Raw genomic sequence first — 13601 nt, 5'->3', positions numbered from 1 at the left:
TAATTGGCAAAAGGCAACCTCAGGCTGCCTTTTTCTTTGACTCTATGACATTACAAAGTTAATATGCGCGCCCTATGCAAAAGGTAAAATTACCCCTGACTCTTGATCCGGTCCGTACGGCTCAAAAACGCCTTGATTACGAGGGAATCTATACTCGCGATCAGGCAGAGCGTATCGCCGAATCCGTAGTTAGTGTGGACAGTGATGTGGAATGCTCCATGTCGTTTGCTATCGATAACCAGCGCCTGGCCGTTTTAACTGGCGATGCGAAGGTTTCGGTAACGCTCGAATGCCAGCGTTGCGGAGAAACTTTTCCCTATCAAGTCTACACACAGTATTGTTTTAGCCCGATCGTCAAAGACGAACAGGCCGAAGCACTCCCGGAAGCGTACGAACCAATTCAGGTCAACGAATTTGGTGAAATCGATCTGCTGGCGCTGGTGGAAGATGAAATCATCCTCACCTTGCCAGTGGTTCCGGTGCATGATTCTGAACACTGTGAAGTGTCCGAGGCGGACATGGTGTTTGGTGAATTGCCTGATGAAGCGCAAAAGCCAAACCCATTTGCCGTATTAGCCAGCTTAAAGCGCAAGTAACAGGTTCTGCCTGTTCTTACGTGGATAACCGTAATTGAGGAGTAAGGTCCATGGCCGTACAACAAAATAAACCAACCCGTTCCAAACGTGGCATGCGTCGTTCCCATGACGCGCTGACCGCAGTCACCAGCCTGTCTGTAGACAAAACTTCTGGTGAGTCTCACCTGCGTCACCACATGACCGCTGACGGTTTCTACCGTGGTCGCAAGGTAATCACTAAGTAATCACGCTTCTGCGTGATTGAGCTTAGTGAGGATTTCCCCGTGTAAGCGGGGATATACCGCCTTGACACGTCTAACCCTGGCGTTAGATGTCATGGGGGGCGATTTTGGCCCTACCGTGACAGTGCCTGCAGCATTGCAGGCACTGAATTCTAATTCACAACTCACTCTTCTTTTAGTCGGCGATCCCGACGCAATCACGCCATTACTTGCCAAAGCTGATTTCGAACAACGTTCGCGTCTGCAGATTATTCCTGCGCAGTCAGTTATTGCCAGTGATGCGCGCGCCTCGCAGGCGATACGCAATAGCCGTGGTAGTTCCATGCGCATCGCGCTGGAGCTGGTGAAAGAAGGACGCGCTGAGGCCTGCGTAAGTGCAGGTAACACCGGTGCGTTGATGGGACTGGCTAAACTGTTGCTTAAGCCGATAGAGGGCATTGAGCGTCCGGCACTCATGACGGTGTTACCGCATCAGCAAAAGGGTAAAACTGTCGTGCTGGATTTAGGGGCCAACGTGGATTGTGACAGCAAAATGCTGATGCAGTTCGCGCTGATGGGATCGGTGATGGCGGAAGAGGTCCTCGGTATTCCGCACCCCCGAGTAGCATTGCTGAATATCGGTGAAGAAGAGACAAAAGGTCTCGACAGCATTCGCGATGCCTCAGCGTTGTTAAAATCTATCCCGTCGATTAACTATATTGGCTATCTTGAAGCTAACGAATTACTTACCGGCAAAACGGATGTGCTGGTTTGTGACGGTTTTACGGGAAACGTCACATTAAAGACAATGGAAGGTGTGGTCAGAATGTTCCTTTCGCTGCTGAAATCGCAGGGCGAAGGGAAAAAAAGGTCGTGGTGGCTGATTTTATTAAAGCGTTGGTTACAAAAAAGCCTGAGCAGGCGATTCAGTCACCTCAACCCCGACCAGTATAATGGCGCGTGTCTGTTAGGATTGCGCGGCACGGTGATTAAGAGTCATGGTGCTGCCAATCAGCGAGCGTTTACAGTCGCGATTGAACAGGCAGTGCAGGCGGTGCAGCGACAAGTCCCCTCGCGGATTGCCGCTCGCCTGGAATCTGTATTACCGGAAAAAGACTGAGCGTACATGCATACGAAGATTATTGGTACCGGCAGTTATCTGCCTGAACGCGTGCGAACCAACGCCGACCTGGAAAAAATGGTGGATACGTCTGACGAGTGGATTGTCACGCGTACAGGTATCCGTGAACGCCGCATTGCTGGGCCTGATGAAACTGTTTCTACTATGGGTTTCGCGGCGGCAAAACGCGCGCTCGAAATGTCAGGTATTGATAAAAACGAAATCGGCCTGATCATCGTGGCAACCACCTCCGCCACGCACGCGTTTCCGAGCGCAGCCTGCCAGGTGCAGAGCATGCTCGACATTAAAGGCTGCCCGGCGTTTGACGTGGGCGCGGCCTGTGCCGGTTTCACCTATGCCCTGAGCATTGCCGATCAATATGTGAAATCTGGCGCGGTAAAATATGCGCTGGTGATCGGCTCTGACGTGCTGGCGCGTACCTGCGATCCTGCCGATCGCGGCACTATCATTATCTTTGGCGATGGCGCGGGCGCTGTACTTCTCGGTGCCTCTGAAGAGCCAGGTATTATCTCCACGCATCTGCACGCTGACGGTAGCTATGGTGAGTTACTGACGCTGCCGAACCTGGATCGTGTCACGCCCGAAAATCCGACTTATCTGACCATGGCCGGTAACGAAGTCTTTAAAGTGGCTGTTACTGAACTGGCGCACATCGTTGAAGAAACCCTGGCGGCGAATAACCTCGACCGCAGCGAACTCGACTGGCTAGTGCCGCATCAGGCTAACCTGCGTATTATCAGCGCGACCGCTAAAAAGCTGGGTATGTCGATGGATAACGTTGTTGTGACGCTGGATCGCCATGGCAATACCTCTGCGGCCTCCGTACCGTGCGCCTTCGACGAAGCCGTCCGTGACGGACGTATTAAGCCGGGGCAGCTGGTCCTGCTTGAGGCCTTTGGTGGCGGGTTCACCTGGGGTTCCGCACTGGTTCGTTTCTAAAATTTAAGGATAAAAACATGACGCAATTTGCATTTGTGTTCCCGGGGCAGGGCTCTCAGACCGTTGGCATGCTTGCTGAACTGGCTGCTGACTATCCGGTGATTGAAGAAACTTTCCGCGAGGCTTCTGCGGTGCTGGGTTACGACCTGTGGGCGCTGGCTCAACAGGGGCCGGCAGAAGAGCTGAATAAAACCTGGCAGACGCAGCCGGCGCTGTTGACCGCCTCCGTCGCACTGTGGCGCGTTTGGCAGCAGGCAGGCGGTAAAACCCCTGCAATGATGGCGGGTCACAGCCTTGGTGAGTACTCCGCACTGGTCTGTGCCGGGGTTTTGGATTTCGCTGATGCTGTTCGCCTCGTGGAACTGCGCGGTAAATTTATGCAGGAAGCCGTGCCTGCGGGCACGGGTGGCATGTCGGCTATTATTGGTCTTGACGATGCTGCTATTGCCAAAGCCTGCGAAGAATCCGCCGAAGGTCAGGTGGTATCGCCGGTTAACTTCAACTCGCCGGGCCAGGTGGTGATCGCCGGTCATAAAGAAGCGGTTGAACGTGCAGGCGCTGCCTGTAAAGCAGCGGGTGCAAAACGCGCACTGCCGTTGCCAGTCAGCGTGCCGTCTCACTGCGCGCTGATGAAGCCTGCCGCAGAGAAACTGGCGGCAGAGCTTGAAAAAATCACCTTTAACGCCCCGTCAGTTCCGGTTGTGAACAACGTGGATGTGAAATGTGAAACGACTCCTGCAGCTATCCGCGACGCTCTGGTGCGTCAGCTTTACAGTCCAGTACAATGGACGAAGAGTGTGGAATTCATGGCCGCGCAGGGCGTTGAGCACTTGTATGAAGTAGGTCCGGGCAAAGTATTGACCGGGCTGACCAAACGTATTGTTGACACCCTGACAGCGTCGGCCATTAACGAGCCGGCGGCAATGTCAGCGGCGCTTGAGCAATAACAGAGGAAATCCAAAACCATGAGTTTTGAAGGAAAAGTTGCACTGGTTACCGGTGCGAGCCGTGGCATTGGCCGCGCAATCGCTGAAACGCTGGTCGCTCGCGGTGCAAAAGTTGTCGGTACAGCAACCAGCGAGAGCGGTGCCCAGGCGATCAGTGATTATTTAGGTGCGAACGGCAAAGGTCTGATGTTAAACGTGACCGATCCGGCATCTATTGAATCTGTACTGGAAAATATTCGCGCTGAGTTTGGCGAAGTGGACATCCTGGTCAATAATGCCGGGATCACGCGTGACAACTTATTAATGCGCATGAAAGACGATGAATGGATTGATATTCTTGAAACTAATCTTTCATCCGTTTTCCGTCTGTCAAAAGCGGTAATGCGCGCTATGATGAAAAAACGTCATGGGCGGATTATCACTATCGGTTCTGTGGTCGGTACCATGGGAAATGCCGGTCAGGCTAACTACGCTGCGGCGAAAGCAGGGTTGATCGGCTTTAGTAAATCGCTGGCGCGCGAAATCGCATCACGCGGTATTACGGTAAACGTTGTTGCTCCGGGCTTTATTGAAACGGACATGACGCGTGCGCTGTCTGACGATCAGCGTGCGGGTATTCTGGCGCAGGTTCCTGCGGGTCGCCTCGGTGGCGCTCAGGAAATCGCCAATGCGGTTGCATTTTTAGCTTCAGACGAGGCGAGTTACATCACGGGTGAAACTTTGCACGTCAACGGCGGGATGTATATGGTTTAACCACGTTATTTCCTAAAGCACATTTAGGGAATAATTTTATTTGCGTTATCAGGGCAAAAGGCCTCAAAATAGCGTAAAATCGTGGTAAGACCTGCCGGGATTTAGTTGCAAATTTTTCAACATTTTATACACTACGAAAACCATCGCGAAAGCGAGTTTTGATAGGAAATTTAAGAGTATGAGCACTATCGAAGAACGCGTTAAGAAAATTATCGGCGAGCAGCTGGGCGTTAAGCAGGAAGAAGTGACCAACAATGCATCTTTTGTTGATGACCTGGGCGCAGATTCTCTTGACACCGTTGAGCTGGTAATGGCTTTGGAAGAAGAGTTTGATACTGAGATTCCGGACGAAGAAGCTGAGAAAATCACTACTGTTCAGGCTGCCATTGATTACATCAACGGTCACCAGGCGTAAGTGAACATCTCCAGGCGGTCATTCGACCGCCTGAGTTTTATCTTTTTTAGTCCCACAGAATCTTTTTTTCCCTCCCTGGAGGACAAGCGTGTCTAAGCGTCGTGTAGTTGTGACCGGACTCGGCATGTTGTCTCCTGTCGGCAATACCGTAGAGTCCAACTGGAAATCTCTCCTTGCCGGTCAGAGTGGCATCAGCCTGATCGACCATTTCGATACTAGCGCCTATGCAACGAAATTTGCTGGCTTAGTAAAGGATTTTAACTGTGAAGACATTATCTCGCGCAAAGAACAGCGCAAGATGGATGCCTTCATTCAATATGGAATTGTTGCAGGCTGGCAGGCCATGCAGGATTCTGGGCTGGAAGTCACTCCGGAGAACGCAGGGCGCATTGGTGCTGCGATTGGCTCTGGTATTGGCGGTCTTGGCTTAATCGAAGAGAACCACACTTCCCTGGTGAATGGTGGTCCACGCAAAATCAGCCCGTTCTTCGTGCCGTCTACGATTGTGAACATGGTGGCCGGTCATCTGACCATCATGCTTGGTATGCAAGGCCCGAGTATCTCTATTGCCACGGCCTGTACGTCTGGCGTGCATAACATTGGTCATGCGGCGCGTATCATTGCTTATGGCGATGCAGACGTGATGCTGGCTGGTGGTGCTGAGAAAGCCAGTACGCCGCTCGGCGTGGGTGGTTTTGGTGCAGCTCGTGCTCTGTCGACGCGTAACGATAACCCGCAAGCGGCTAGCCGCCCGTGGGATAAAGAGCGTGATGGTTTTGTGCTGGGTGACGGCGCAGGCATTATTGTGCTGGAAGAGTACGAACACGCGAAAAAACGCGGCGCGAAAATCTACGCGGAACTGGTCGGCTTTGGTATGAGCAGCGATGCTTACCACATGACCTCACCGCCGGAAGATGGTGCAGGCGCGGCAATGGCTATGGCCAATGCCCTGCGTGATGCGCAGCTTGACCCGGCGAAAATCGGTTACGTCAATGCGCACGGCACCTCGACGCCAGCGGGCGATAAAGCAGAAACTCAGGCCGTTAAATCGATCTTTGGTGATGCCGCTCGTACCGTGATGGTCAGCTCGACCAAATCGATGACCGGACACCTGTTAGGTGCCGCAGGGGCAGTGGAGTCTATTTACTCCATCCTTGCGCTGCGCGATCAGGCTATTCCGCCGACCATCAACCTGGACAACCCGGATGAAGGTTGCGATCTGGACTTCGTGCCGCATACCGCACGTCAGGTCAGCGGCCTCGAGTACACGCTGTGTAACTCATTCGGCTTCGGCGGCACTAATGGTTCTTTGATATTTAAACGCGTTTAGTGACAAATGATGCCGGGCAGCAATGTCCGGCATCAATTTATAGGGCAACGCGCATTATTTGCAGTGGTTGCCCATCATCCTCAAGCATCTGCCATGAAATTTCACAGCGACCACTCGCCGGGCACCAGTCAATGTTGCGTTGGTTATAGGGTGGAACCATTCCCCCCGTTATATTTTTCCCGTTGACCCGCAATGAAGATAAGGTGACGTACCAGGGCGTATCGTTACTGACCGTAACCCGTTTCCCCTGACGCTGCCAGCGCAACGGCTTACGTTCGGCCTCGGATAATTCCGGCAGTCCCGCCGGACGCCAGAGTAGTTTAACTTGCTGATTGACAGCAATTTTTACGTGGGCTGAATCATCCGTCGTCGGCGAAGAGGGCGGGATCGCGGAAACGGAAAGCCAGAATAAACTTTCCCGGTCGACAGGCAATGCCCCTCCGGTATAGATAATCTTCAGTTGCTGTTCTTGTTCTCCATTCACAATGATGACGGGCGGGGTGGCAACAAAGGGCGGCTTTTGCGGTTCCTCGACAGGAATAGTGATACCCGTGGTACTCAGTCCTTCGTCATTGACGATTTTGCTTTTCATCAGAAATGGCTTTTTCTCGGTATTGCGCAGAGCAACCACCAGTGTTTCACTCTCCTGTGGAAAAACAAAACGTGTACCGCCGATTACGATGCCGCTGTAAGCATTGAATGAAATGAGCATCAGGGCGGCCAGCGCACATTTCAGGTTAACGATATTCATGGCCAGGTCAGTGAAAAATTAGCCGTAGCGTCGGCCTCACCCGCATCGACGGGGACACTGAGGGCGACATACTGGGCATAGAATTGTAAGTTCTGAGTGGGAATTAGTGGATTCAGGGTATAAATTCGGCCGCCGTCCTGACGATCATTTAACGCAATCGGATTTTTATTGTTATCCAGAATACGGATCGCCAGTTGGCTGACAGAGCCACTATTCAGCGCCAGCAGGGAGGCATCGCTCGCACTTGTCCCGGTAAAGGCGATTCTGACTTCTTTCGCATCCTGGCCACAGTTTTTCAGCTGGATAGTGAAATTGATCGGGTCAGAGGCATTACCTACATCGTGAAAGTTTTGTGCCACTTGCGTACCCATTGCGACAGGCTCTACCTTAGGCTCAACCTCACAGATACTGTCGGTGATCCTGCCTGTCACTCTGATTTCAATATGATCCTCCACTACAGCCTGAGAACCGAATGGCAGCCACAGCCAGAACGCGCAAAGGACGTATTTCATTTGGTTATTCCTCATAGCGTAGCCTTACCCACAATATGGCGTTTGCCTCCCCTGGCGTGACCGGTACTCGGGTGGCGCGATAGCGAAGTTTAACGGTGGGAAGGGGGGTATCGCCTGTCTGCATTGGGACATGAATATCGCTGTTTAACGCGATACGATTATCGTGCTCATCCAGTAATTCAACCGCGATACCGCTGGCGATGCCACTCAGGGGATTACCTTGATCATCATTGCCAGTTAATTTCAGCAACTGAGAGTCATCAGGGTCGGCATTCCCTGTGAAGCTTAGGTTAATCGTATCGGTGGAGCGTTCTGCCTGACAGTTAATCAGGGTGATATTCAACGATTGCGCGGGTGAAACAGCACCGGCGTGGGTAAATAATTTTCTGTCATGATCACCTAACGAGATGGTTTGCTCCCGGTCACTCTCTTTCACATCGCAGGACTGAGCCAGAATCGTTCCGAAGAAACGAACACCGATGCTGCCTGAAAGAGTTTCTGCATGGCTGTAGGGGATAAACATCAGGCCGAATATCCACCCGTAAATATGACTGCGCATCTCAACGCCCTCTGTGTTATGGAATGTAAATATCCAGTACTGCAACACCCACATAATCTCCTGGGGTTATGTCGTCTGACGTCGTTTTGACGGGCCAGGCCTGAAGGGTAATTGTGGCCTCGCCGTTATTCTCTGCTAGATGAAAGGGAACGCGAATAGAGGGGTCATCACTGCGAAATCGTGTTTCCACACTGTGTTGTGATTGTGCCGTTAGCATAATACCAAGGTGCGCTTTATTGGTTTTTATTGCGCCAAAGCCACCTTCCGCAGCAGGTGCATGCATGCCAAGATTTAGCTCCTCCGTTGCCAGGGTATTGTCGCAGTGGGCTTTAATGGTAGTGGTGACAGGGGTATAACCAGCGGGTTTTTCCCCAAGCGTAGAATAATCCCCGGCCCACGATGCACCCAGCTCCATGGTTACAGACGTACCCGCCTTAATGATGCAGGCCTGCGGCACCATGATGCTGCCTGACACGACAACTTGCACTAGCGGGGAGGTGCCGTAAGAATCTAGCGTATGCGATCCCCATAATTCAGCGATAATCGTTGGTGGGATGACTATTCGGGATAAGGCAATCGCTTTTTCTACCCGTATGGTGATATGCCCGGATTTACCAGAACCCCACTTCGCTGCCGGTTTGGTGTGATCATCGGGCGCATGGTTATTGATATTGTTAAATGGCACTCTCAGTGAGCCGTTGCTGTTAATATCCATATAAGTTTGCACCGATAAAGTTTCCACTGTATGTGGGATGTAATAAAATCCTTGGTTGTCGGGGGCTTGCACCATACCAGGCCCCACCTGAGCTTTAAAATAGGTAACGCTTTTTACGCCAGGCGTGTTGTCACACCAGGCAGTGTAATTTTGATTCTTGTGCCAGCCCTGTTGTAGCGTGTCACCAGGTTCTACTTGCGTGACATCCGTCACCGTCTTTTCCATTTCGAAAATATACTGGTAAGGCGTTCCTTCGCCGGGTTTATCCGTATTGCTGCCGCTGGCACACCAGCCGGTTACTGCCAGCGCATTATGGCTAATACATAAGCCGATACCCAGTGAGATACAGCTAAGAAATGTTATTAAGGATTTGTTCATCACTGGCACTCCGCCTGTATCTGTAGTAATGGCGCGTTATTTTCTGCAAGCTGATAACTCGCCTGACATTGCTGGTTAGCGTTTTTCCCCCAGCGGACGTTTAGTGTCCCTTGTGCAGCAAGACCGCTCATAAACACCTGCCCTTCATCGCCGACGATGCTGGCATTATCATTTTCTGCCGTGGTGGCGGTTGCACCAAAAGGCACAGGCTTGCCGTTGTGCATCAGCGTAATCAGCGCGCGCGCACCGACTTTGGCGTCAAATTCGGCGCGGACAATTGCGCCCTTAGTGGGAACGACATATTGAATATTGCGTGTAATTTCAACATCATCGCTCATATCTGTGGTACGCAGTGCAATCCGATTTTGCCGCCAGGCGGTGGCCCAGGGGAGCACGGCGTAACCTCGTGAATCGGTTTTAATTCCGGTGGCGTTTTCCAGCGCAATGCCTTCAGCGCCAGGGGCTTTTATCAGCACGTTGGTGTCGCCAAGCTGTTGACTGAGCGTGATGCCATTGGCGTGGAGCAGTGCGCTGCCCTGAACCCCATAACTGATCTGGTTCCCGTGAGTATCGTAGCTATAAGCCATATTGGTTTGTGCTTTTGCTCCCCGGTAATTCAGGCTGGCGTTGCCGCCGTAATTTGGATTCTGATTATTGACGTTTTGCTGGACGCTGTAGCTCAGGTTATTGTCTTTCAGTACGGATCCCGACAGCGACATGCTGTTGCTGACGTTGCCATCATTATCGGAACTATTGCTGTAACTGAGCCACGCGCGGTTGGCGGCGCTGGTATAGTCCTCTGACGAGGGGAGAAAAGCGCTGAGCGGGAGAGAAAGATTCACAAACGCGACCCGGTCGTTGCTACTGCCGCTCACTTTGTTATAGCTGTAGGTCACGCTGTAGTTCAGTTTGCGTAACGTACCGCTGTAACCAACCTGAAGGTTACGGGTGGTGGCATCTGAGTTCCAGTATTCCTGATTATCCGCACTGGCAAACAGGGAACCCCAGTCACCCAATGACTGCGAAACGGAAAGCTGAAATTGTGAGCGCTTATTCTGGGTCAGGTTCCAGGTATTGAGCACAGTGCGATCGTCGTCTTCGTCATAGGAGACTTTGTCACCCGACATCCGCTTCCACGTTGTGTCCTGTAGCGTGTAATAGCCCTGGGTCGAGTAGCGATAACCCGCCAGTTGAACGTGCGTGTTGGTCTGTTCCACGGTTTTGGAGTAGAGAAACCGATAAGAGTTGCCGCTGTGTCGGGAATCATCGGCAAGCGTACTGTCGGCATGGGTCACATCCATGGAAATCGCCCCGATAACGCCCATGTTCAGACCGATACCCAGCGCCCCGGAGCGGTAATTTTCTGACCACTGCATACCGCTGTACAGCGTCGTGTTATAGGGTAAACCCCAAAAAAACTGTCCCTGGGCAACGTTGGGGTCATCCTGCTGATTGCCGCTGGACTGATATTTCCCCGCCGCCAGGCTGTAGTTAATCCGTCCTTCACGCTGCAACAGTGGTACGGCAGCGTAAGGCACGATGTAACTGCTTTCGCTGTTATCCGACTCTTTAATGGTGACTTCCAGATCGCCACTGGATGAAGCCGGGTAGAGATCGTCAATCACAAACGCGCCAGGCGGAACGTAACTCTGGTAAATGACATAGCCGTTTTGTTTGATGCTGACCTGGGCGTTACTTTTGGCCGTGCCATGGATCGTGGGGGCAAATCCCTGCTGGCTGTCCGGGTACATACCGTCTTCTGATTTGAGCTGCACACCGCGCAAACCTACGCTGTCGAACAGTTCGCCGGGCGTCCAGGTATCGCCCAGCGTCAGTTCGCTGCGCAATGCAGCAATACTTCGGGTTAGCGTGGTGCTTAGGTGCTGAAAACTGCCGTTTGAGCTGCCATCACCGTCTTGTTTGCTCCAGGTGGCGTAATCGCGTAAACGCCAGGGGCCAAGGTTGATCCCGCTTTGCAGGTTGAGAAAATTAGTATCGCCGGACATCTCGCCGCTGCCGGTGCTGCCGCTGTACTGGTAATTCACTAACAGCGCGGTGATGCCATCGTCCCACTCTGCCGGATCGATATAGCCGCGCGCATTTTGCGCCATCAATATTTGCGGGATAGTGATTTTCAGCACATGGCTGCGGGTATCGTAATTCGCAGTCGCGTCTTTGATTCGCTGCGTCAGTAGCACGCATGAGGTGCTGGCGGATAAGGGATCATCGGGCGGAAACGTTACGCCCAGCGCTTTTAATTCAGCATCACTCAAACATGGCTCTAAATTGTCATGATAACTGTCGAACTGAATGTCCTGAGTGCCGATACGTTCGTTGTTAAGCCATAACTCAACATGATATTTCCCCGGTGGCTGCGTTAGCCCCTGTTCAAAGTGATCAAGCGCGGCGACCGCGGACGGATCGTCGGACAGAAATGCGGGGTCAAAATGCAGCTTTTCTGCAACAGCGCTAAAGCTTGTGCAGAGTACGATAAGCACAGGCCCACAGGCACCGGACAGGCCGCGGCGCGAACGGTAGCTCACCATTTATAGCGCTCGCTTAATCACAGGGGTCCAGGAGCCGTAATCATTCACGGTTTGTACGCTGACATCGCCTTTTGCCTGTGTGGGGAGAGGCAGGCGCATCTCTTTAAAGGGTTCCACGGTTTCGCTATTGAGCCTGGTACTGCCTACCTTAAAATTGACCAGACTGAGATAATAAGGCGTGGGGTTATTCACAATTAACTCGTTGGCAGTTCGGCGAAACTGCAACATGCCGGGCGCCTCACTGACGCTTATTGTGAGTCCCTCAGGGCGTACTAATAAACGGATACGGTTCTGAATGGCAATTTTGAGCGAATTACCTTTTTCTTCGCTGGCTGATGAAGGGATGGCTTTTACACTCACCCAGTAAAGCGTCTCGCGATCGTCTGGCATTTTTACGCCGGTATTGATAATACGCAATGTATTTTCATCCATCGGTTTCATCACGAACAACGGCGGCGTAATAATCAAATCATTCACTTTCTGTCGTGAAAAGGTTTCCACGAACGACTGAACCAGAAAATGTTGTGTCTTGCTGGTATTGCGCACGCCCAGCATTGTCTGTTTTTCATTGGGCTGGATGATAATTCGTGATTTATTTAGCCCAATACCTCCAGAATTTTGAGTTTCGGCCCCCTGTGCGTTTGCCAGAAAAATAAAAATAAAAACAGTAAAAAATAAGCGCAGGGAATTAATCATATTATGTATCATCCATTTACATAACGAGGGGAATTAACCCGGTATTAAAATGAGCGACACCGAACCTATGGCATTGGTGTCGCTCATCGATGTATCAATTAAAGGTTACGTCGAACGTTGCAGTTGCTGTAACATCACCTATCGTTATGACTGACCCGGTTGAAATGTAATCCGCATAAAAGGTTTTTTCCCCCTTGGTTGCACCAGAGGCGATGGTCATCGTACTAGAGGTTCCGGAATTGACAGGAATTATTGTGGTTGCGTCTTCTTCTAAAATCGCAATGCCGACGCCACTACCATCCCTCGCCGCGTTTTTTAGCACTCGACTATTAGAAGCATCTGCCTCGCCCTTGAACTTAAATGTTATTTCTTGCACCGCATTTGAGGGGCAATCGGTAACACCAAGAGTAAAACTCGCGCTATGTCTGGCTAATCTATTTAGCGTGGCTGTGGCGTTGTCGGCATCGTAAAATTGCCTTGTTGGAACCTCTGGCAGGTCCACCCGTTGCGTGACGTCATTGAGGTCTACGAGGCAAGGGGCTTCAACCACCTTACCCTCAAAATTGATCGTACCCGCATTAACTTCGGTGGTAGCAGCGGCATTTGCTGTTGAAGACATGGCGATAAGAGCCAGTGCCAGCAGCGAATAAGAAGTGTTTAATTTCATAGAATAAGGGGAGGTTAATTTCATAATAGAGTTCCTTTCATATGACGTGATTTTTCAAATTTGTTAATTTATCTCGATGTTTGTATATAACCATCCGGGTTATAATTTTTTATTTATATGTATCAATTAGGACTAATTTGTCTTGTGAATATGGCACCATTGCTTTAATTAATTCTATGGTTTTGCAAGATGTTGTTCAACTTTTTTTTAATAAGAGTTATCCAGGGTGAAATCTTAGTTAATAAAGACACGGCGGGAATAACATGAATTATTAATAGAGTATTGTTATTCCTATGAGAATTCAGCCGTGACAGATATATCCGTCATACTTCAAGTTGCCTGTGCGTTGGCTTGACGCGGCCTTTGGCCTCGCCCGAGTCACTTACTGATGTAAGCTCCTGGGCATAAGACCCCAGAACGCTTAGCGACTTGCACAATCGCCAGGCCACGGGCACT

At 51.3% G+C, this 13601-nt stretch carries 15 protein-coding genes; 8 read left to right on the top strand and 7 right to left on the bottom strand.

Features of this window, described 5'->3' with window-relative positions; genetic code table 11:
- Nucleotides 1–74 precede the first annotated feature (74 nt).
- The 8 genes from yceD to fabF all read left to right on the top strand — a co-directional run bounded on the left by yceD (nt 75) and on the right by fabF (nt 6321).
- Nucleotides 75–596 carry a 23S rRNA accumulation protein YceD gene (gene yceD / locus KW828_RS01830; protein ID WP_218334732.1) on the top strand — a complete coding sequence of 174 codons (522 nt, stop codon included), beginning with the start codon at nt 75–77 and terminating at the stop codon, nt 594–596.
- A gap of 50 nt (nt 597–646) precedes the next feature.
- The gene (rpmF, locus tag KW828_RS01825) at nt 647–820 is read left to right on the top strand and encodes a 50S ribosomal protein L32 (RefSeq protein WP_042392755.1); all 174 of its coding nucleotides are present in this window, start codon (nt 647–649) and stop codon (nt 818–820) included.
- Between the two features lie 61 nt (nt 821–881).
- Nucleotides 882–1916 carry a phosphate acyltransferase PlsX gene (gene plsX / locus KW828_RS01820; protein ID WP_218334731.1) on the top strand — a complete coding sequence of 345 codons (1035 nt, stop codon included), beginning with the start codon at nt 882–884 and terminating at the stop codon, nt 1914–1916.
- 6 nt (nt 1917–1922) lie between these two features.
- Entirely contained in the window at nt 1923–2876 is a 954-nt protein-coding gene (locus KW828_RS01815; protein WP_218334730.1) for a beta-ketoacyl-ACP synthase III, read from the top strand.
- A 17-nt stretch (nt 2877–2893) separates the two neighbouring features.
- On the top strand, nt 2894–3823 hold the full coding sequence (gene fabD, locus KW828_RS01810) for an ACP S-malonyltransferase (protein ID WP_218334729.1): 930 nt from the start codon (nt 2894–2896) through the stop codon (nt 3821–3823).
- Between the two features lie 18 nt (nt 3824–3841).
- A complete protein-coding gene (gene fabG, locus KW828_RS01805; RefSeq protein ID WP_088219643.1) occupies nt 3842–4576 on the top strand; it encodes a 3-oxoacyl-ACP reductase FabG in 735 nt (244 codons plus the stop codon).
- Between the two features lie 178 nt (nt 4577–4754).
- Entirely contained in the window at nt 4755–4991 is a 237-nt protein-coding gene (gene acpP, locus KW828_RS01800) for an acyl carrier protein (RefSeq protein WP_072568162.1), read from the top strand.
- Between the two features lie 88 nt (nt 4992–5079).
- A complete protein-coding gene (gene fabF / locus KW828_RS01795) occupies nt 5080–6321 on the top strand; it encodes a beta-ketoacyl-ACP synthase II (RefSeq protein ID WP_218334728.1) in 1242 nt (413 codons plus the stop codon).
- Nucleotides 6322–6358: 37 nt separating this feature from the next.
- Here the strand turns inward: fabF and KW828_RS01790 are convergent, their stop codons facing one another.
- The 7 genes from KW828_RS01790 to KW828_RS01760 form a co-directional block, all read right to left on the bottom strand.
- On the bottom strand, nt 6359–7072 hold the full coding sequence (locus KW828_RS01790) for a molecular chaperone (protein ID WP_218334727.1): 714 nt from the start codon (nt 7070–7072) through the stop codon (nt 6359–6361).
- Nucleotides 7069–7584, bottom strand: coding sequence for a fimbrial protein (locus KW828_RS01785; RefSeq protein ID WP_218334726.1), 516 nt, complete (start codon nt 7582–7584; stop codon nt 7069–7071). Before KW828_RS01785 ends, KW828_RS01790 begins: the two co-directional genes overlap by 4 nt.
- A 4-nt stretch (nt 7585–7588) precedes the next feature.
- A complete protein-coding gene (locus KW828_RS01780; protein ID WP_218334725.1) occupies nt 7589–8143 on the bottom strand; it encodes a fimbrial protein in 555 nt (184 codons plus the stop codon).
- 16 nt (nt 8144–8159) lie between these two features.
- Nucleotides 8160–9236, bottom strand: a complete 1077-nt coding sequence (locus KW828_RS01775; protein WP_218334724.1) for a fimbrial protein — start codon at nt 9234–9236, stop codon at nt 8160–8162.
- Nucleotides 9236–11782 (bottom strand): fimbrial biogenesis usher protein, encoded by a 2547-nt coding sequence (locus KW828_RS01770; RefSeq protein ID WP_218334723.1) that lies wholly within the window; start codon nt 11780–11782, stop codon nt 9236–9238. Before KW828_RS01770 ends, KW828_RS01775 begins: the two co-directional genes overlap by 1 nt.
- A complete protein-coding gene (locus KW828_RS01765; protein WP_218334722.1) occupies nt 11783–12478 on the bottom strand; it encodes a fimbria/pilus periplasmic chaperone in 696 nt (231 codons plus the stop codon).
- Nucleotides 12479–12572: 94 nt separating this feature from the next.
- On the bottom strand, nt 12573–13169 hold the full coding sequence (locus tag KW828_RS01760; RefSeq protein ID WP_218334721.1) for a fimbrial protein: 597 nt from the start codon (nt 13167–13169) through the stop codon (nt 12573–12575).
- Nucleotides 13170–13601 lie beyond the last annotated feature (432 nt).

Origin of the sequence: Enterobacter sp. ENT03 (assembly GCF_019218745.1) — a bacterium.
Taxonomy (GTDB): Bacteria; Pseudomonadota; Gammaproteobacteria; order Enterobacterales; family Enterobacteriaceae; genus Enterobacter_D.
Note: the sequence above shows the minus strand (reverse complement) of the source record. Positions and strands in the feature narration are given on the sequence as shown.

Coding starts and splice junctions, on each gene's coding strand:
- yceD (WP_218334732.1), top strand. CDS start 75: ATGCAAAAGGTAAAATTACCCCTGACTCTTGATCCGGTCCGTACGGCT.
- rpmF (WP_042392755.1), top strand. CDS start 647: ATGGCCGTACAACAAAATAAACCAACCCGTTCCAAACGTGGCATGCGT.
- KW828_RS01815 (WP_218334730.1), top strand. CDS start 1,923: ATGCATACGAAGATTATTGGTACCGGCAGTTATCTGCCTGAACGCGTG.
- fabD (WP_218334729.1), top strand. CDS start 2,894: ATGACGCAATTTGCATTTGTGTTCCCGGGGCAGGGCTCTCAGACCGTT.
- fabG (WP_088219643.1), top strand. CDS start 3,842: ATGAGTTTTGAAGGAAAAGTTGCACTGGTTACCGGTGCGAGCCGTGGC.
- acpP (WP_072568162.1), top strand. CDS start 4,755: ATGAGCACTATCGAAGAACGCGTTAAGAAAATTATCGGCGAGCAGCTG.
- KW828_RS01790 (WP_218334727.1), bottom strand. CDS start 7,072: ATGAATATCGTTAACCTGAAATGTGCGCTGGCCGCCCTGATGCTCATT.
- KW828_RS01785 (WP_218334726.1), bottom strand. CDS start 7,584: ATGAAATACGTCCTTTGCGCGTTCTGGCTGTGGCTGCCATTCGGTTCT.
- KW828_RS01780 (WP_218334725.1), bottom strand. CDS start 8,143: ATGCGCAGTCATATTTACGGGTGGATATTCGGCCTGATGTTTATCCCC.
- KW828_RS01775 (WP_218334724.1), bottom strand. CDS start 9,236: ATGAACAAATCCTTAATAACATTTCTTAGCTGTATCTCACTGGGTATC.
- KW828_RS01770 (WP_218334723.1), bottom strand. CDS start 11,782: ATGGTGAGCTACCGTTCGCGCCGCGGCCTGTCCGGTGCCTGTGGGCCT.
- KW828_RS01765 (WP_218334722.1), bottom strand. CDS start 12,478: ATGATTAATTCCCTGCGCTTATTTTTTACTGTTTTTATTTTTATTTTT.
- KW828_RS01760 (WP_218334721.1), bottom strand. CDS start 13,169: ATGAAATTAACCTCCCCTTATTCTATGAAATTAAACACTTCTTATTCG.